Source organism: Falsiruegeria litorea R37 (assembly GCF_900172225.1).
Classification (GTDB): domain Bacteria; phylum Pseudomonadota; class Alphaproteobacteria; order Rhodobacterales; family Rhodobacteraceae; genus Falsiruegeria; species Falsiruegeria litorea.
On sequence record NZ_FWFO01000001.1, the window covers coordinates 542,004 to 558,796 of the forward strand.

The following is a 16,793-nucleotide window of genomic DNA, read 5'->3' on the forward strand; positions in this document are numbered from 1 at the left end:
CCTCCCAATTGGTTCGGGAAAACTCCGAACCAGAAAACCTTAGCATGGCTTCGCGGTTCACAAAGGGAAGGGGTTTGGGAAACCATCGTATAGGTGGAATTGCCCTAACGTCACGTTTCGGTAGGTGCCCAGCGATCAGGGTGGGCCGCAGCAAATGAGGGATGTGCGTTGCAAGCTGCCTCCACGCCCAAAAGCCGGGGCATATCGCTGACATCGGCCCCCCAGCGGCGGGCGTTATAGAGTTGTGGCATCAGGCAGATGTCCGCCAAGCTTGGGGTGGCACCAGTGCAAAACGGCTTCTGATCATAAGCCTGCAGCAAGGTCTCGAACGCGTGCAAACCCGGGCGAATGAAATGGGTCATCCACTCGCCGGGCATGTCGTCGGTGCCGCCACTGAGAGCTGTAGCATGTTTTGCCACTTGCAGGTTGCACACCGGGTGGATGTCGACAGCGATGGAATGCGCCAAGGCCTGCGATTGCACGCGGGCACCCGGATCTTTGGGCAACAGGCCCAGATCGCGGGTCTGATCCAGGTAGTCCAGGATCGCCAAGGATTGTGTCAGGCGTAAACCGTCGATCTCGAGCACGGGTACAAAGCCTTGGGGATTACGCGCAAGATGCTCAGCCGATCTGTGCTCGCCTTTTACCAGATCAACCGAGACCGCCTCATAAGCGATGCCGGCCAAGTTTAGCGCAATGCGCACCCGGTAACTGGCCGATGATCTCCAGTAGTCGAAAAGGACGGTTTCACTCATGCTGTTTCCCTTGCCTTGACGCGTGTCATTTGCGGCAAGCGGCGGAATTTTTGAAAAATTCCGTACCATTTTCTTTCAAAGAAAATGCGCCTGCCGCAGATCATAGAAAACGGCCACCGGCGTATGGGCAAGTGGCTGATGGGGTGGTCAGACTTTGTCCAACTCCTTGGCGTGTAGCCAGTCGGCGTGTTTGGGCGCCTTTTTGGTCACGGACCATTCGTTGAGCATGTCCCACTTTACCTCGTCCATGCGCTTGAGCATGGCCTCTTCTTCGGGATCCGGGCAGGCCAGTTCAACACGGTGACCATTGGGATCAAAGAAATAGATCGAGTGAAAGATCGAGTGATCGGTGACACCCAGAACATCGACGCCGTTGGCCTCAAGGTGCTCCTTGAACTCGATCAGGGTCTCGCGGTCCTTGACCTTGAACGCGATGTGCTGAACCCAGATCGGTGTGTTCGGATCGCGGCCCATTTCCGGTTTGGTAGGCAATTCAAAGAACGCCAGCACGTTGCCGTCCCCCGCATCCAGGAACAGGTGCATGTAGGGATCGGGTTCGTGGGTGGACGGCACGTGATCCTCGGCAATCGCCAGGATGAAATCCATGTTCAGCATTTTGCCGTACCATTCCACCGTCTCTTTCGCGTCCTTGCAGCGATAGGCGACGTGGTGAATCTTTTCGACTTTCATGTATCAAACCTCTTCTTTTAGCGCGGCAGCCGCCAGCGCTTGGGTCAGGATCGCGCGGTTTCCAATGTGGTTGGCCAGCACCAGCACCAGCCGCGCGTTCAGCGCGTCGCTGTCGGCCTTGTCCAGGCCCTCGTGGGTTGCCAGCAGCTCGGCGTAGAAATCATCTGCGCCGTCGATGTTCGGGGTCAGGATCAGGTCATCCATCTGGGTTACTCCTTGCCTGTGGCGCGACGGATCGCGGCGCGGATTTGCGGTTCGTCAAAGCTGGGTCGGCGGGCGGCCACATGCTGATCCGGGCGGATCAGGTAAACACCACTGTCGTTGTCGCCGAGGTAGCGTTCCTTGAGCGCCAAGGTCGCGTCATCCTTGATCGACAGCGCCAGGCGGGTGACTTCGACGCCGTCTTCTTCGATCAGATCAGGTGCGTCCGCGTCGATGGTCAGCAGGGTGAACTTGTCCGCCAGCTTGGGCAGCAGGAACTCATCCCCCAGCGGCGCATCGGGGCAGGGCGATCCGGGCCGTGTACGGGCCGGGCCATCGAGTGCGTCGGCCGAGTTCAACGGCGAGCCATCATAGGTGCAGGGTACCGACAGGCGGCCCGAGTTCACCAGCGGGCGCGCAAATTCGTGGTGTTCGCTCAGGTCCAGCACGGCGTCGCGCAGTATGCGGCTCATTTCGGATTTGGGCGTGATGAAGTCGGTCGAACGCGACGAATTCAGGATGTTCTCGTCCGCGCCATGGACCCGCTCCATGTCATAGCTGTCGAGCAGGCTTTCGGGCGCTTTGCCCTCCATCACCAGTTTCAGCTTCCAGATCAGGTTGTCGGTGTCTTGCAGGCCAGAGTTGGCACCGCGCGCGCCAAAGGGTGAAACCTGATGCGCTGCATCCCCGGCAAAGATCACGCGGCCGTGGCGGAACTGTTCCATCCGGCGGCATTGGAAGGTGTAGATGCTGACCCACTCCAGCTCGAACTGGACTTCCTCACCCAGCATAGCCTTCAGTCGCGGGATCACATTCTCGGGACGCTTTTCGCGCTCCTTGTCGATATCCCAACCCAGCTGCAGGTCGATGCGCCAGACCCCATCGGGCTGTTTGTGCAAGAGCGCCGACTGTCCCTTGTTGAAGGGCGGATCGAACCAGAACCAGCGCTCGGTCGGGAAATCGGCGTCCATGATCACATCAGCGATCAAGAAGTTGTCTTCGAATACACGGCCAACAAAGTCCTTACCCAGCATCCGGCGCGTGGGCGATCCGGCGCCGTCACAGGCGATCAGCCAATCGGCCTCGAGTGTGTAAGACCCTTCGGGCGTCTCGACCTCCAGCTTTACATGGTCGGGGTGGGTGCCGATCGCTTCGACCTTGTTGCGGCCCCGGATCTCAATCGGCGCGCCTTGCTCCTGCAATTCGCGGACCCGGTTCACCATGTATTCTTCGAAGTAATACTGTTGCAGGTTGATGAAGGCCGGGCGGGCGTGGCCCTCTTCGGGCAGCAGATTGAAGTCATAGACCTGGCGGTCATCAAAGAACACCTTGCCCAGGTTCCACTGAACCCCTTTGTCGACCATCGGCTGGCCACACCCCAAACGGTCGAGGATCTCCAGCGGGCGTTTGGCGAAACAGATGGCGCGGCTGCCAAAGCTGACCTTGTCGTTGTCGTCCAACACGACAACCTCGATCCCTTGCTGAGCCAGGTCAATTGCTGCGGCCAGGCCAACAGGGCCGGCGCCGATCACCGCGACCTTGTGCCGAACCGGCGCGGGCGCGTCCTGATCCGGGCTGCGGTCGTAGGCATAGAGTGGAACTTCGAAAATCTTGTTCATGGGCTCTCCCCCCTCAAACAGTGCGCGAGGCACAAGTTTCCTGGGTCCCGGCAGCGACCCGCCGGGAGTGATGGTTCATGGTCTTACGTTTCGGTCCGGGGCGACACGATCTGGATCAAAGACGCCCCGGCAGGTGCCTCAGCCTTGCAGCTCGGCCCACATTTCCAGATCGCGCTTGTCGGTCCAGATACGCGGGTGTGCGATGCCACGGGCCTCGTCATAGGCACGGGCAACGTTGAAGGGCAGACAGTGTTCGTAGATGGCGTAGTCTGCAAATTTCGGATCACACTCGGCGCGCACCGCGTCCCATGCCTCTTTCAGCGAGCCGCCGCGAGCGGCGATGCGCTGAACCGGGCGATAGGTGCTTTCGACAAAATCGCGGGTGTTTTCGATGGCGGCGTTCACCATCTCTTTGCCCACCAGAGCGTCGCCGCGACCCGGCGCGATGGCGTCCACGTCGTACGCCTTGATGTTGTCGAGCGTTTGGCCCCAATCGGCAAAATGCCCGTCTCCGCAATAGCAGGCCGAGTGGTATTCGACGATGTCGCCGGTGAACATGACGTTCTGATCCGGCACGTGGATCACCGCGTCACCGGCGGTATGAGCACGGCCGATCTGTTTGATGTCGACCCGGCGCTTGCCCAGGAAAACAGTCATCTGATCGGTGAATGTGGTGGTCGGATAGGTCAGGCCGGGGATGCTTTCGTGACCTTCGAACAGGCGGGGGAAGCGTTGGAATTCGCTGTCCCAATCCTCTTGCCCGCGCTCCAGCACCATGTTGTAGGCGGTGTTCGACATGATGATCTGCTGCGCGTTGAAGGCGCTCGCCCCCAGTACCCGCACCGCGTGATAGTGCGTCAGCACCACATGGGTGATCGGTTTGTCCGTCACAGAACGCACGCATTCGATCACCTTGTTTGCCAGGCGCGGGGTGGCCTGCGCCTCGACGATCATTACACTGTCGTCGCCGATGATCACGCCCGAGTTCGGGTCGCCCTCGGCCGTAAAGGCGTACAGCCCTTCGCCGATCTCATCAAAGGTTATCTTTTTTTCGGACATGTCCCCTTGGGACGCGAAAGCTTTTGCCATGGGTCAGTTTCCTTATTCTGCGGGCCAGTTGACGGCGGGCAGGATTTGTCCGGTGCAGTCGCCAAAGCCAATGGTGAACCCGTCGCCACGGGCGTTGCCGCGCAGGGTCAGTGTGTCGCCGTCTTCGATGAAACCGCGGGTTTCACCGGTTTCCAGCGCGAAGGGTTCGCGCCCGGCCCAGCTGAGCTCCATCAGCGAGCCGTATTCCTCGCGCTCAGGACCGGAGATTGTGCCGGAACCCAGCAGGTCGCCTGCGTTCATCTCGCACCCGCCGATGGCGTGGTGGCACAGCTGCTCGGCGGCCGAGTAATACATGCGGCTGTAATTGGTTTTTGCGATGACGGACGCTGTTTCTGCGCCTTCGGGCTGCATCAGCACCTCAAGCTCGATGTCATACAGGCCATCCTTGCTGCCGTTCAGATAGGGCAGCAGTTCCTTGTCACGCGGCGGGGTCGGCGTGCGGAAGCTTTCCAGCGCCGCCGCTGTCACGATCCAAGGCGAGATCGAGGTGCCAAACGCCTTGCCCTGGAACGGACCCAGTGGTTGGTATTCCCAGCCCTGGATGTCACGCGCCGACCAGTCGTTGAGCAGGACATAGCCAAAGATCATGGCGTCGGCCTGATCGACGGTGATTGGCTGACCAAAGTCCGAACCGGTGCCGACGATGGCACCCATTTCCAACTCGATGTCCAACCGCTTGGAGGGGCCAAAAGACGGCATATCCGCATCCGGCGCCTTGGTCTGACCATTGGGGCGGTGGATGGGCGTGCCCGAAACCACAACGGACGAGGCGCGACCGTTATAGCCGATCGGGATGTGCAGCCAGTTGGCGGGCAGGTCGGGCGAGCCGCGCAGGATCGCACCCATGTTTTGTGCGTGCTGCTTGCCGGCGTAGAAATCGGTGTATTCGCTGACGGCAAACGGCATGTGCAGATCGGCTTCAGCAGCGGCAATCAGCAGCGGCTCCACTTTGTCCTGCTCATCAGATCCTTCGGCCAGCAGAGAGGTCAGACGCTCACGGAACGCGGCCCAGACGGCGGGGCCTTCTTCCATCAGAACGTTCCAGAACGGCAGGTCGAACAGCGGCTCGTCCGACAGAGAGATCAACCCCTCGGCTTCGGCTGCTGTGACGTCCAGGATCATATCCCCGATTGCCACGCCGCAGCGGGGATCGGAACCTTCGGTTGAAAACACGCCATATGGCAGGTTGTTCAGCGGAAACGGGTGGTTGGCGTCGTTGGCCGAGCTCACCCAGGTTGTCATCAAAGGCAATGTCTTGTCCTTTCGGTGCGGGGGAGCGTCCCCCATGTTTCTTCTTGTTCCAAATACGGCGGGGGAACTTGCCCCATCGGGGCAAGAGGGGGGCAGCGCCCCCTGTCACCTTCACTTCTTCCCGGGCGTACCGTCAAATTTCTTTTCGATGTCTTCCCAGCAGTCGATGTAGTCATCCTGCAATGGTGCCTCGGTGGCGGCAAATCCAGTCAGGTGCTGAGGGAAGCGGGTTTCGAACATGAAAGACATGGTGTTGTCCAGCTTCTCGGGGCCCAGGTTCGAGTTTGACGCGCCCTCAAACGCGTTTTTGTCGGGACCATGTGGCAGCATCATGTTGTGCAGGCTCATGCCGCCGGGAACAAAGCCCTGCGGCTTGGCGTCGTACTGACCGTAGATGTTGCCCATCAGCTCGGACATGATGTTCTTGTGGTACCACGGCGGGCGAAAGGTGTTTTCCGCCACCATCCAACGTTCGCGGAACAGCACAAAGTCGATGTTGGCCGTTCCCGGCTGGCCTGACGGTGCGGTCAGCACGGTAAAGATCGACGGGTCCGGGTGGTCAAACAGGATTGCGCCAACCGGGCAGTATGTGCGCAGGTCGTATTTGTACGGCACATAGTTGCCGTGCCAGGCCACCACATCCAACGGCGAATGCCCGATTTTGGTGGTGTGAAACTGACCGCACCATTTGACGGTGACGGTGGATGGCGCGTCGCGGTCTTCAAACGCTGCAATCGGTGCCTTAAAATCACGCGGGTTCGCCATGCAGTTGGCACCGATCGGTCCACGACCGGGCAGCTCGAACTTTTGACCGTAGTTTTCGCAGACAAAGCCGCGACAGGGCCCTTCGAGCACCTCGACCCGGTACACCAGGCCACGCGGCAGGATGGCGATTTCCTTGGGCTCGACGTCGATGATGCCCAACTCGGTTGCAAAGCGCAGGCGTCCCTCTTGGGGGACAACCAGCATCTCGCTGTCGGCCGAGAAGAAATAGTCATCCTCCATCGACTGGGTCACCAGATAGATGTGCGTGGCCATGCCGACCTGAGTGTTCACATCGCCGGCCGTGGTCATGGTGCGCATGCCTGTCAGCCAGGTCAGCCCCTCGTCGGAATGCGGTACTGCATCCCAGCGGTATTGGCCCAGGCTGATGACATCGGGGTCAACGCAAGGGGCCGATTTCCAATACGACAGGTCGATCTTTTCATAGCGGTGCGAATGCTTGACTGACGGGCGGATGCGATAGCACCAGGTCCGTTCCGGCGGGTTGGCGGTAAAGGCCGTGCCGCTCAGCTGTTCTCCATACAAGCCATAGTTACATTTCTGCGGGCTGTTCATGCCCTGGGGCAGCGCACCGGGCAGGGCTTCGGTTTCAAAGTCGTTTCCAAAGCCTGGCATGTAGCCTTCCGTCGTGCCCGTGGCCGATGTGGCCTGAACAAAATTATGTGTGTCGGTTGGACGATTCATCGCGCGTTCCTCCGTTCTGACTTGTCGAATAATAGTTGATTTTGTAACTAACAAGAAGAAGGAGAGTGAAAATGACTGAAAAAGACGACTTTGATTTGCGGAATTTCATGCCGTTTCTGCTGAATTTGGCCGCAGAACAGAGTTCCTTGGGGTTTCAGCGCACCTACAAGAATCGCTATGGGATGCTGCGGACCGAATGGCGGGTCCTGTTCCATCTGGGCAACTATGGCGAGATGACCGCCAAGGACATAGGCGAGCGTGCTGTCATGCATAAGACCAAGATCAGCCGCGCCGTAGCCAAGTTGAGCCAGCGTCGATACCTTACACGTACACGTGATGAGAACGACCGCAGATCTGAGCGTTTGACGTTGACGCCCGCCGGTCTGGCCGTCTATCGCGAGTTGCGCCAAGAGGCCGAGGCCTATGAAGCGCAACTTGGCAAACAATTCACCACCGGAGAGGTGGCCTTGATGCGTATGATGCTCAGACGGCTGGCCGGATTGGATTGAACCCGCGGCGCGGGGCTGTCCAAACGCGATGTGAATGCACATATCGCAGGAGACAAAAAGAAGCGGACAGGAGATCCCAATGACCGATGTCGGGCAACGACACGCACCTGTTGGTGCATCAGCTGAGGTTCTGAAGTCATGGCTGTTGCAGCGCGGGCTCGAGGGGGCAACGCAGGAAGATGTCCTGCATGGCTATTGCTCGCAGTTGGTGGATCTGGGCATTCCGCTTTATCGTTTGCACGTCGCACAAAGTGCCTTTCATCCGCAATACGGCGGAATCGGCTTCGATTGGCTACGAGAAGAGGGGATGAGTAGCGAGGAATACAGCTACTCGGAAACTCCACGCGCCGAATGGCTGCGAAGCCCGCTCTACCATCTGCTCAAAAACGATCTTTCAGAGTTCCGAGAACGGCTTGTCGACAGCAATGAGGCAAGTCAGTTTCCCATTTTGAACGACTTGCGCGAGCAAGGCGCCACCGATTACTTTGCAGCCGGTGTCGTACTCGAGGCGCGGGAACAGTCCCAGCCGCTGGATCCGGCGAATGCGCCCGAGGGGGTGCTGCTGTCATGGACCAGCGATGGCGTGGATGGTTTTCACGACAGCGATCTGGCGGTGATCCGGGCCGCGCAGCCCTATTTGGCCTTGGCGCTGAAAGCAGCGGCCAACCGGCGCGTGGCGGCAGATCTGTTGCAGGTCTATCTGGGGCGCGACGCGGGGAGGCGGGTGTTATCGGGGGAAATCCAACGTGGCTCGTTGCAGCAGATTGATGCGGTTTTGTGCTATTTCGACTTAAAGGACTTCACCAGCCTGACCGAACGCACGCCTGGGCCTGAGCTGATCGCGATGCTCAACGATTACTTCGGCCTGGCGGTTGGGGTGATCCAGGGTCACGGCGGGAACATCCTGAAGTTCATGGGCGACGGTATCCTTGCGATGTTCAACTTGCAAAGCCTGCAAGCCTCGGTCACGGCGGGTTTGGACGCGATGTCCGAGTTGAGAGACAAGATGGGTGAGAAAAACGCGGACCGTAGCGCGCGTGGAGAAACCACAACCGGTGTCACCTTGGCGATGCACGCCGGTGAGATCCTTTATGGCAACATCGGAGCCGAAAACCGATTGGATTTCACGGTGATTGGACCGGCGGTGAACCTGACAGTTCGGCTGTCGGGGATGCACCGTTCGGTTGGGCAAAGCGTTATCCTGTCCGAGCCGATTGTCCATGCCGCAGGAGAAACCGGGCACGATCTGGTCAGCGTCGGGCGTTATATGCTGAGGGGGGTTTCAGAGCCTCAGGAACTCTACACTATTTACGCTGGCCCGAGCTGAAACCTGGTATCTGCGCGACCTTGCGGTCTTGCGTCCTGCGGACGGCAGGGGGCCAGGCTCACGCGGGCAAAGCCCGCGTGAGCCTGGCCCAACGGGAGGAGATGTCCCGCAAGGGGCATTGACGACGGGCGGGAGCGCCCCGGGATTTATCAGAAATCGATTTCGACGCCGGGCAGGTTGAGCGCCTTCATCATGTCGCGCAATTCCTGACGCGCCGCGATGTTCGAGATGTTGAGTTGTTTGACGCCGATGTCTTTCAGGTCCAGCAAGGTCAAGCCGCGCGGGAACAGCTCGCGGAAAATGACCCGTTCGGAAAAACCCGGTGCAATGCGGAACCCGATGCGGTTTGACAGCATCTCGATCGCGCGTTGCATCTTTTCCTTGTTGACCATGCGCTGCGTACCAACGCGATTGCGCACGACAACCCAGTCGATGGGTTTCAAACCCGCCTGCGCGCGCAATTGCCGCGCGTTCCAGACCATTTCCGAATAGACCGACGGACCCAGGATCTTTTCGCCTTGCGGGTCGATCCGCGCCAGAAGGTCAAAGTCGACAAAGCTGTCGTTGAGCGGGGTGATCAGCGTATCCGCGAGCGAATGCGCCACCTGGCTCAGTCGAGTGTGCGAACCGGGGCAGTCAATCAGGATGAAATCGCTGTCCGCCTCAAGTTGCGACACAGCCGCCGAGAGACGGTGGTCATAGATGTTTTCGCCCGGCTTCAGCGAGGCAGGGTCGATCTCGGGGAGGTCGTGGGTGTGCGGGGTCGGCAGCTCAAGGCCCGCCTTGCTCAGGAAGCTGGTGCGGTTCTCGGAATACCGACCCAGGCTACGTTGGCGCAGGTCCAGGTCCAGCGTGTTGACCTTGAACCCCATCCGCGCCAGCGCGGTCGCCACATGCATCGAGACAGTGGATTTCCCCGCACCGCCCTTTTCGTTTCCGACGACAATGATATGCGCCATCTGCCCCAAGTCCTTTGTTTCGCCCAAGCCGTCTTGCGCGATTTGTTGCCACTATATGTTGAGACGCACACCATGAAAAGTGTTCTTGGGTGTTGCCTACTCAATCTATGGGAGGATCGAGCAGGCTTTCGAGGTGTCAACCCTTGCGCGGTCTGCGTGGCGCCGCTTCGCCGCCCTTGTTGGGGTTGTAGCGCTTGCTGGCATCCGTTGCGCGGGCTTTGTTCTTCTTGCTGCTGGGTTTGCCTTTGGGCGGAGGCGGGCCTTTGGGCTTGTCACCACGCGGCTTGCCGGGCGCCTTTCCCGCATAGGGTTTTGCGCCCGGTTTGGCACCGGGTTTTCCGGCGGGTTTGGGGCCACGTTTCTTGGCCGGTTCGGCCACAATGTCAGGGCGGTGACCCTCGGTCTGCGCCGGTTTCTTCTTGAACCCGCCATCTGATTTGCGGGCAGCGTCGGGTTTTGGCTTCTTGCGGCGTGGTTCCGGTGCGTCGTTCCAGTCGACCGGCGGGGTCGAACGTGCGGGTTTGTCAGTCTTGGCATGACGCGGCTTGCGGTCGCCGTCTTCGCGTTTGGCCCAGGGTTTGCGCACGTCGTCCCGATCCTTGCGATGCGGGCGGTCACCGTATTCAGGGCGCGGTTTGCCTTTGAACTTCGGGCGCGGGGAATGCGAAATCTCCGGGGCCGAGGCCAGCTGTTTGAGCACCGCTCCGGGCTCGAGTTCCGTCTTGCCATCCAGATTGGCCAAGAAGCCTGCAACGGCCTCTTGTTTCAATTCAACAAAAGTCTCGCTCTGTTGTACGCGGATTGCACCGATGTCGTCCTTGGTCAGGTCGCCTGCCTTGCAGATCATCGGCAGATAGGTCCGGGGTTCAGCACCAGCATCATGTCCACCGGAGATCGAGAACCAGACACTTGGGCCAAAGGCAGCACGTGGCTTTTGCTGTTTGCCCGCGTCAACGGCGTTCAGCTCTTCAGGGGCGGAATGGCGTTGGTGATACAGGCGCAGATAGGCGGCCGCGATTTGCTCGGGACTGAACTGATCCATCAGCTTCTGAACGGGTGCCTGCTCGTTTTCGGAAATGGCATCCTGCCAGGCGGAATCCGCCAGCATCCGCTCTTCATCGCGTAGCTTTACCTCGTCCGCCGAGGGGGCATTGCACATCTCGGCGGTCAGCTTGGCAAAGCGCAGAATGCGCTGCGCCTTGGAGCGGGCCTTGGGGGGCACGATCAGCGCGCTGACGCCTTTGCGACCGGCGCGGCCTGTCCGGCCCGAGCGGTGCAGCAGGGTCTCGTGGTTGTTGGGCAGTTCGGCGTGGATCACCAGGTCAAGCCCCGGCAGGTCGATGCCGCGCGCGGCGACGTCAGTGGCGACACAAACACGCGCCCGGCCATCGCGCATGGATTGCAGCGCGTTGGTGCGTTCCGACTGGGTCAACTCACCGGACAGGGCCACCACCGGGAAACCCCGGTTTGACAGGCGCGCTGTCAGGCGAGCAACCATGGCACGGGTGTTGGCAAAGATGATCGCGTTGGGGGCTTCGTAATATCGCAGCACGTTGATGATGGCATTTTCTGCGTCCTGCGGGGCCACGGACATCATCCGATATTCGATGTCGGAATGCTGCTTGGTCTCGGCAACGGTTGTCACGCGTTCGGCGTTGTTTTGATAGTTCTCGGCCAGTTTGGCGATACCGCGCGGCACGGTGGCAGAAAACATCAGGGTCCGGCGCTCTTCGGGGCATTCGCCCAGAATGAACTCCAGATCCTCGGCAAAGCCCAGATCCAGCATTTCGTCTGCTTCATCCAGCACCACGCCGCGCACATGGCTCAGGTCGATCGAGCCGCGCATGATGTGGTCGCGCAGGCGGCCAGGTGTGGCGACAACGATATGCGCGCCACGGGCCAAGGCGCGGCGTTCGTCGCGCATGTCCATACCGCCAACGCAGGAGGCCAGAAACGCGCCCGCGCCCTTGTACAGCCACGTCAGCTCGCGTTTCACCTGCAAGGCCAGCTCGCGGGTGGGGGCGATGATCAGGGCCAGCGGCGCGGCGGCTTGGTCAAAGGCTTCCCCGTCGCCCAGCAGAGTGGGGCCAAGCGCCAGGCCAAAGCCCACTGTCTTGCCCGAGCCGGTCTGTGCGGACACCAGCAGGTCACGCTCATAGAGTTCAGGCTGCGTCACGGCCTCCTGCACTTGGGTCAGGGTTTCGTAACCGCGCTCTTTCAGCGCATCGGCAAGAACTTGTTTCACGGGGGCGGCTTTCTCGCGGGCAGACCCCGCGCGGAGGGGAGGATGGGAGGGAATGAAAAAAGGCTGCCTTAGGCAAAAGGCAGCCTTTGGGGTCAAGTGAGGGTCGAGATGGCTTAGAAGCCCAGACCTTCGTATTTCTTCTTGAACTTCGACACGCGGCCACCGGCGTCCAGCAGGCGGGTGTTGCCGCCGGTCCATGCGGGGTGAACCGAGGGGTCGATGTCCAGAGCCAGCTGGTCGCCTTCGGCGCCCCAGGTGGATTTCATCTGAACGACGGTGCCATCGGTCATCTTGACGTTGATGATGTGGTACTCGGGATGTGTATCTTTTTTCATGAGACCGATCCTTACGCCTGAGCGCCTGACTTGGGCTTGTAGTTGGAATCTTCTGCGATACGTGCGGACTTACCACGGCGCGAACGCAGGTAGTACAGCTTGGCGCGACGGACGCGGCCACGGCGGACAACGGTGATGCTGTCGATGTTGGTCGAGTGCAGCGGGAACACACGCTCCACGCCTTCGCCGAACGAGATTTTGCGAACGGTGAAAGAACCGGCAATGCCCGAACCGTTTTTGCGGCTGATGCAGACGCCTTCGTAGTTCTGAACACGGCTACGCGAGCCTTCGGTCACTTTATAGCCGACGCGGATGGTGTCACCGGCTTTGAAATCGGGGATGTCTTTCCCCAGGGCGGCAACTTGTTCCGCCTCGAGTTGTGCGATCAGGTCCATCGCAAGTCTCCTAAACTGCTCGTGGTTGGTCCACGAAGATTGGGCGCCGCCAGAGAGCTCTTGGTCTTCATCGGGTTCCGCAAATGCAGCCCGCCAGAGATCAGGTCGTCTGTTCCTTGAAATTGGCCATTTGGCTGCCGGTCCCATCGGTCGAAGAAGACGGTCAGGGCGCTGTGGCGCAAACAACCAAAAGCCCGGAGCGCACGGGGGCGATTCCAGACTTGGCGTCGTCTACGCCTTTTGCAGGCAGGGATCAACCCCCATTGGCGTTTAGTGCTTGATCACCAGCCCCTGACCGGTGGGCAGCTCCAGCACGTTGTGACCGCGTTCTGCCATGAACGCATTTTCCGCGTGACGCTGCGCGGCGTATCCGGTCCAGCCATAGTCGTCAAACACGATCATGCCGCCGGGCACCACCTTGTCGAACAGTACCTCAAGCGCTGCGATTTCCGAAGCAGCCGAGTTCATGTCGATGTGCAAAAGTGCGACTTGGTTGGGGCAGGTCTGGGCAAAGCTGTCTGGCACCATGCCGCGTACAATGCGGGTGTTGGGGACATCGGCGAACCGCTTTTGAACCACTTTGAGGATGGCGTCGGGATCATCTTTGACGTCCCTTTCGTAGGCTTGGTTCGAACGGCGCTCGGAGTTCATTTCGTCAGGGATGCCCTCGTAAGTGTCATAAAGGTAGAGGGTCTTGTCGATGCTCTGGAACTGCAGATAGTCGGTGATGAAGGCAAAGCAGAAGCCTTTCCAGACCCCGCATTCGACAAAGTCCCCTGGCAGGTGCAGAGTGTTCTGCGCAGCCCACAACAGGGTGTGCAGACGCCAGGCCAGCGACAGTTCCTGTTTGGTTTCAGCGTTACGCTTGAGAGTTTCGACGAACTTCTGATCTTCGCGGAACCCGGCGGCGCGTTGCAGCCCGATCAGGTTGTCCGACGCAAACATCGGCCCGCAGAGCTCTTGCAGCGTTTTCAGGGCGTCGCGAAAGCGCTCGCCATCTTGTCCCTTGAGGCGTCCGTAAAACACGCGGCTCTCCCTTGTTCAGCCCTTAGGGGTCAGTTCGACAGGGTCAAGCCGTAGGTGTCAAGCAGGGCTTAGTCCTTGTTTGACTTTTGGTGAGCATCCCACAGATCGGGTCGGCGGATGCGGGTCAACTCTTCGCTCTGGTCCTGCCGCCACTGGGCGACCTTGCCGTGATGACCGGACATCAGGACGTCAGGGATCGGGCGACCTTTCCATTCAGCGGGGCGGGTGTATTGGGGATGTTCCAGAAGGCCCGAGGAAAAGCTTTCTTCCTCGGTCGAGGCAGCGTTGCCCAGGACGTTGGGGATCAGACGCACAGTGGCGTCGATAAGGGCTTGAGCCGCGATCTCTCCGCCGGTCATGACGAAGTCACCCAACGAGACCTCTTGGATGCCATAGTGCTCCAGCACGCGCTCATCGACGCCCTCAAAACGACCACACAGCAGAGTAACACCGTCCGCGCGTGCGAGGTCGCGCATCATAGGCTGGTCCATGCGCTTGCCGCGTGGGGATAGGTAGAGGATCGGCCAATTGCCTCGAACGCCTTCCATCGCGTGTTCAATGGCGTTGCCCAGAACATCGGCGCGCAGCACCATGCCTGCGCCGCCGCCCGCGGGGGTGTCGTCGACATTGCGGTGTTTGCCGACGCCGAACTGACGCAGATCGATGGTTTCCAATTGCCACAGACCGTCCTGCAGGGCTTTCCCGGTCAGGCTTTCACCCAGGACACCAGGAAAGGCGGTGGGGAAGAGGGTCAGAATCTTGGCCTTCCACACCCCGTGCAGGTCCGGGGTCGCGGTCATCAACTCGCGCGGCTTGAACGTTGGGCGGATCGCCTTGCGGCCATGGGATTTGTTGGGTGCATCGGTCATGGGGCTGTCATACGGGAACGAGGCGGGCCGGGAAAGCCTACGTAATTCAAATGAGTGCCTTTGGCACGCTCGATAAGCGCCTGCGGCGCGGTGTGCGAGGCTCTGCCTCGCGCTCCGGGATATTTGAAGCAAGGGGAAGCAGTCAGAGCAAGCCTTCGGGTGGGTCAACGATGATGCGGCCACTGGCCAGATCGACGGTGGGAACGGCGGCCAGGGTAAAGGGGAGAAGGGCCGTGCCCTTGATGCCCGGCCCTTCGATTTCGAGCAAGTCCGAGGCGCCGTGGTTCTGTACGGATTTGACCTTGCCCAGTTGAGTACCGCCGGTGTCAAAGACTGCCAAACCCATCAGGTCGGCGTGGTAGTATTCGTCATCCGGCAAGGATGGGAGTTGGTCGCGGCGCGCAAACAGTCGGGTGCCGCGCAGGGCGTCGCCCTGTTCCTTGGTTTCGACATCGCTGAGATGGGCGGCAAAGCCATTCTTGATTGTGCGGGTCAGCAAGATGGTGAAGCTCTTGGTGCCAGCTTCATCCGTCAGCGGAGAATAGGCCTCGATGTCTTCGGGGATGGCGCAGTAGGATTTGATCCGCACTTCGCCGCGCACCCCGTAAGAGCCGGCAATGGCGCCGACACAGACCAGGTCGTTGTCGTTGGTATCGGTCATATGGCCTCAGCGGGTTTCGATGGGCAGTTGTGCGTGACGCTGTTCCCAGCCCTCGCGCTGCAATTCGGGTGTATCAGATATTCGTTCGGGCCAGCCAATACAAAAATAACCGATCAGGCGCCAATTCGGGTCCGCATTCAGGTCGATGGCCAGTTGCTTGGGGTCCAGCACAGACACCCAGCCCAATCCCAGCCCTTCGGCGCGCAGGCGCAGCCAGAAGAGGGTGGTGGCGGCCACGACAGAATAGCGGCGCATTTCGGGCATGGTGCGCGCACCCAGGCCGTGGCCTTTGGGGGTGGCGTCATCGCAGTAGATGGCAAGCTGCACCGGGGCCTCTTGCATGCCTGAAAGTTTGAGCTTGCTGTAGCTTTCGGCCTGTGCGCCGGAATAGCCTGACAGGGCCTCGGTGTTGGCGGTGCGGAAATTCTCCAAAGCGGCGGCGCGGGCGGCCTCGCTTTTGATGCGCAGGATGCGCCAGGGTTCCGACAACCCCACCGAGGGGGCCATGGAAAAGGCGTCGAGGCACCGCGCCAGCGCCGCCTCGTCCACCGGGTCGATGCGGAACCGGCGCACGTCGCGCCGGAGCCGCATCAACAGGTCAAGCTGCGTGCGGAATTCGTCTGTGAAAGGCTGATCCTGCACGCAGATTATCCCTATTATTCAGTCGCTTCAGCGGCTTCTGCTGCCTTGGCGGCTTTCTCTTCTGCGCGCTCTTGGGCTTTCTTGCCGGGGGCGCCTTTCTTGGGGTTGCTGCGCTCGGCCTTTTCGCGGACGCCAGCAGCTTCGAGCATACGAGCGATACGGTCGGTGGGCTGAGCGCCCTGGTCCAGCCAGTACTGCACGCGCTCCATGTTCATTTTCACGCGCTCTTCGCTGTCTTTGGGCAGCAGCGGGTTGTAGGTGCCCAGCTTTTCGATGAAGCGACCATCGCGCGGCATGCGGCTGTCAGCAGCCACGATGCGGTAGAAGGGACGCTTTTTCGAGCCGCCGCGGGCGAGACGAATTTTCATAGCCATGGGGTTATCTCCTTTAGATGGCGTTAGCAGGCAAGAGCCTGTTATTCTTGATGTTTCTTGTGGTGTCGGATGACTTCCTGAATGATGAAGTTCAGGAAAGCCTTGGCAAAATCGGGGTCCAGATCGGCCTTTTTCGCCAGGTCTTCGAGCCGCTCGATCTGCGTCGCTTCGCGGGCCGGATCGGACGGGGGAAGGTCGTGAGTTGCTTTCAGTTGCCCCACCGCCTGGGTGTGCTTGAACCGCTCGCCCAGGGTATAGACAAGGATCGCATCAAGGCGGTCGATGCTGTCGCGGTGGTCTTTCAGCAGCTCGGCTGCGCGTGTCACGGGATCAGTCATGAGGTCCTCTGAGTTGCAGC

General features: G+C 60.1%; 19 protein-coding genes. 2 read left to right on the forward strand and 17 right to left on the reverse strand.

Annotated elements, in window-relative coordinates; genetic code table 11:
- Nucleotides 1-110 precede the first annotated feature (110 nt).
- From maiA to hmgA, 7 genes are all read right to left on the reverse strand, one after another.
- The gene (maiA, locus tag TRL7639_RS02735; protein ID WP_085796223.1) at nt 111-755 is read right to left on the reverse strand and encodes a maleylacetoacetate isomerase; all 645 of its coding nucleotides are present in this window, start codon (nt 753-755) and stop codon (nt 111-113) included.
- 147 nt (nt 756-902) lie between these two features.
- Nucleotides 903-1,445: a VOC family protein gene (locus TRL7639_RS02740; protein ID WP_085794260.1), complete on the reverse strand. Its 543-nt coding sequence runs from the start codon at nt 1,443-1,445 to the stop codon at nt 903-905.
- A gap of 3 nt (nt 1,446-1,448) precedes the next feature.
- The gene (locus tag TRL7639_RS02745; protein ID WP_085794261.1) at nt 1,449-1,649 is read right to left on the reverse strand and encodes a DUF2783 domain-containing protein; all 201 of its coding nucleotides are present in this window, start codon (nt 1,647-1,649) and stop codon (nt 1,449-1,451) included.
- Nucleotides 1,650-1,654: 5 nt separating this feature from the next.
- Nucleotides 1,655-3,265: an FAD-dependent oxidoreductase gene (locus tag TRL7639_RS02750; RefSeq protein WP_085794262.1), complete on the reverse strand. Its 1,611-nt coding sequence runs from the start codon at nt 3,263-3,265 to the stop codon at nt 1,655-1,657.
- 138 nt (nt 3,266-3,403) lie between these two features.
- Nucleotides 3,404-4,354 carry an MBL fold metallo-hydrolase gene (locus TRL7639_RS02755; RefSeq protein ID WP_085794263.1) on the reverse strand — a complete coding sequence of 317 codons (951 nt, stop codon included), beginning with the start codon at nt 4,352-4,354 and terminating at the stop codon, nt 3,404-3,406.
- A 12-nt stretch (nt 4,355-4,366) separates the two neighbouring features.
- Nucleotides 4,367-5,626 carry a fumarylacetoacetase gene (fahA, locus tag TRL7639_RS02760; RefSeq protein WP_085796224.1) on the reverse strand — a complete coding sequence of 420 codons (1,260 nt, stop codon included), beginning with the start codon at nt 5,624-5,626 and terminating at the stop codon, nt 4,367-4,369.
- Nucleotides 5,627-5,737: 111 nt separating this feature from the next.
- A complete protein-coding gene (gene hmgA, locus TRL7639_RS02765; protein ID WP_085794264.1) occupies nt 5,738-7,093 on the reverse strand; it encodes a homogentisate 1,2-dioxygenase in 1,356 nt (451 codons plus the stop codon).
- A gap of 71 nt (nt 7,094-7,164) precedes the next feature.
- Here hmgA and TRL7639_RS02770 point away from each other — a divergent pair, with 71 nt between their 5' ends.
- The gene (locus TRL7639_RS02770) at nt 7,165-7,602 is read left to right on the forward strand and encodes a MarR family winged helix-turn-helix transcriptional regulator (protein ID WP_085794265.1); all 438 of its coding nucleotides are present in this window, start codon (nt 7,165-7,167) and stop codon (nt 7,600-7,602) included.
- Between the two features lie 79 nt (nt 7,603-7,681).
- Nucleotides 7,682-8,929 (forward strand): adenylate/guanylate cyclase domain-containing protein, encoded by a 1,248-nt coding sequence (locus TRL7639_RS02775; RefSeq protein ID WP_085794266.1) that lies wholly within the window; start codon nt 7,682-7,684, stop codon nt 8,927-8,929.
- Nucleotides 8,930-9,078: 149 nt separating this feature from the next.
- Here TRL7639_RS02775 and TRL7639_RS02780 read toward each other — a convergent pair whose 3' ends face one another.
- From TRL7639_RS02780 to TRL7639_RS02825, 10 genes are all read right to left on the reverse strand, one after another.
- Complete coding sequence (locus TRL7639_RS02780; RefSeq protein ID WP_085796225.1) at nt 9,079-9,888, reverse strand: division plane positioning ATPase MipZ; 810 nt, start codon at nt 9,886-9,888, stop codon at nt 9,079-9,081.
- 136 nt (nt 9,889-10,024) lie between these two features.
- Entirely contained in the window at nt 10,025-12,133 is a 2,109-nt protein-coding gene (locus TRL7639_RS02785; protein ID WP_085794267.1) for a DEAD/DEAH box helicase, read from the reverse strand.
- 113 nt (nt 12,134-12,246) lie between these two features.
- Nucleotides 12,247-12,468 (reverse strand): 50S ribosomal protein L31, encoded by a 222-nt coding sequence (gene rpmE, locus TRL7639_RS02790; protein ID WP_085794268.1) that lies wholly within the window; start codon nt 12,466-12,468, stop codon nt 12,247-12,249.
- Between the two features lie 11 nt (nt 12,469-12,479).
- Nucleotides 12,480-12,863, reverse strand: a complete 384-nt coding sequence (gene rplS / locus TRL7639_RS02795; RefSeq protein ID WP_085794269.1) for a 50S ribosomal protein L19 — start codon at nt 12,861-12,863, stop codon at nt 12,480-12,482.
- A gap of 270 nt (nt 12,864-13,133) precedes the next feature.
- The gene (locus TRL7639_RS02800; protein WP_085794270.1) at nt 13,134-13,889 is read right to left on the reverse strand and encodes a TylF/MycF/NovP-related O-methyltransferase; all 756 of its coding nucleotides are present in this window, start codon (nt 13,887-13,889) and stop codon (nt 13,134-13,136) included.
- 68 nt (nt 13,890-13,957) lie between these two features.
- Nucleotides 13,958-14,758, reverse strand: a complete 801-nt coding sequence (gene trmD, locus TRL7639_RS02805) for a tRNA (guanosine(37)-N1)-methyltransferase TrmD (RefSeq protein WP_085794271.1) — start codon at nt 14,756-14,758, stop codon at nt 13,958-13,960.
- Nucleotides 14,759-14,900: 142 nt separating this feature from the next.
- Nucleotides 14,901-15,419 (reverse strand): ribosome maturation factor RimM, encoded by a 519-nt coding sequence (rimM, locus tag TRL7639_RS02810; protein WP_085794272.1) that lies wholly within the window; start codon nt 15,417-15,419, stop codon nt 14,901-14,903.
- 6 nt (nt 15,420-15,425) lie between these two features.
- On the reverse strand, nt 15,426-16,061 hold the full coding sequence (bluB, locus tag TRL7639_RS02815; RefSeq protein ID WP_207559629.1) for a 5,6-dimethylbenzimidazole synthase: 636 nt from the start codon (nt 16,059-16,061) through the stop codon (nt 15,426-15,428).
- A 14-nt stretch (nt 16,062-16,075) separates the two neighbouring features.
- Nucleotides 16,076-16,435 (reverse strand): 30S ribosomal protein S16, encoded by a 360-nt coding sequence (gene rpsP, locus TRL7639_RS02820; RefSeq protein WP_085794274.1) that lies wholly within the window; start codon nt 16,433-16,435, stop codon nt 16,076-16,078.
- Nucleotides 16,436-16,476: 41 nt separating this feature from the next.
- A complete protein-coding gene (locus TRL7639_RS02825; protein WP_085794275.1) occupies nt 16,477-16,773 on the reverse strand; it encodes a chorismate mutase in 297 nt (98 codons plus the stop codon).
- Between the last annotated feature and the right edge of the window lie 20 nt (nt 16,774-16,793).

Bases quoted from the DNA above. Each gene is read 5' to 3' on its own strand.
- maiA (WP_085796223.1), bottom strand. From the start codon at position 755: ATGAGTGAAACCGTCCTTTTCGACTACTGGAGATCATCGGCCAGTTAC.
- TRL7639_RS02740 (WP_085794260.1), bottom strand. From the start codon at position 1,445: ATGAAAGTCGAAAAGATTCACCACGTCGCCTATCGCTGCAAGGACGCG.
- TRL7639_RS02745 (WP_085794261.1), bottom strand. From the start codon at position 1,649: ATGGATGACCTGATCCTGACCCCGAACATCGACGGCGCAGATGATTTC.
- TRL7639_RS02750 (WP_085794262.1), bottom strand. From the start codon at position 3,265: ATGAACAAGATTTTCGAAGTTCCACTCTATGCCTACGACCGCAGCCCG.
- TRL7639_RS02755 (WP_085794263.1), bottom strand. From the start codon at position 4,354: ATGGCAAAAGCTTTCGCGTCCCAAGGGGACATGTCCGAAAAAAAGATA.
- hmgA (WP_085794264.1), bottom strand. From the start codon at position 7,093: ATGAATCGTCCAACCGACACACATAATTTTGTTCAGGCCACATCGGCC.
- TRL7639_RS02770 (WP_085794265.1), top strand. From the start codon at position 7,165: ATGACTGAAAAAGACGACTTTGATTTGCGGAATTTCATGCCGTTTCTG.
- TRL7639_RS02775 (WP_085794266.1), top strand. From the start codon at position 7,682: ATGACCGATGTCGGGCAACGACACGCACCTGTTGGTGCATCAGCTGAG.
- TRL7639_RS02780 (WP_085796225.1), bottom strand. From the start codon at position 9,888: ATGGCGCATATCATTGTCGTCGGAAACGAAAAGGGCGGTGCGGGGAAA.
- rpmE (WP_085794268.1), bottom strand. From the start codon at position 12,468: ATGAAAAAAGATACACATCCCGAGTACCACATCATCAACGTCAAGATG.
- rplS (WP_085794269.1), bottom strand. From the start codon at position 12,863: ATGGACCTGATCGCACAACTCGAGGCGGAACAAGTTGCCGCCCTGGGG.
- trmD (WP_085794271.1), bottom strand. From the start codon at position 14,758: ATGACCGATGCACCCAACAAATCCCATGGCCGCAAGGCGATCCGCCCA.
- rimM (WP_085794272.1), bottom strand. From the start codon at position 15,419: ATGACCGATACCAACGACAACGACCTGGTCTGTGTCGGCGCCATTGCC.
- rpsP (WP_085794274.1), bottom strand. From the start codon at position 16,435: ATGGCTATGAAAATTCGTCTCGCCCGCGGCGGCTCGAAAAAGCGTCCC.
- TRL7639_RS02825 (WP_085794275.1), bottom strand. From the start codon at position 16,773: ATGACTGATCCCGTGACACGCGCAGCCGAGCTGCTGAAAGACCACCGC.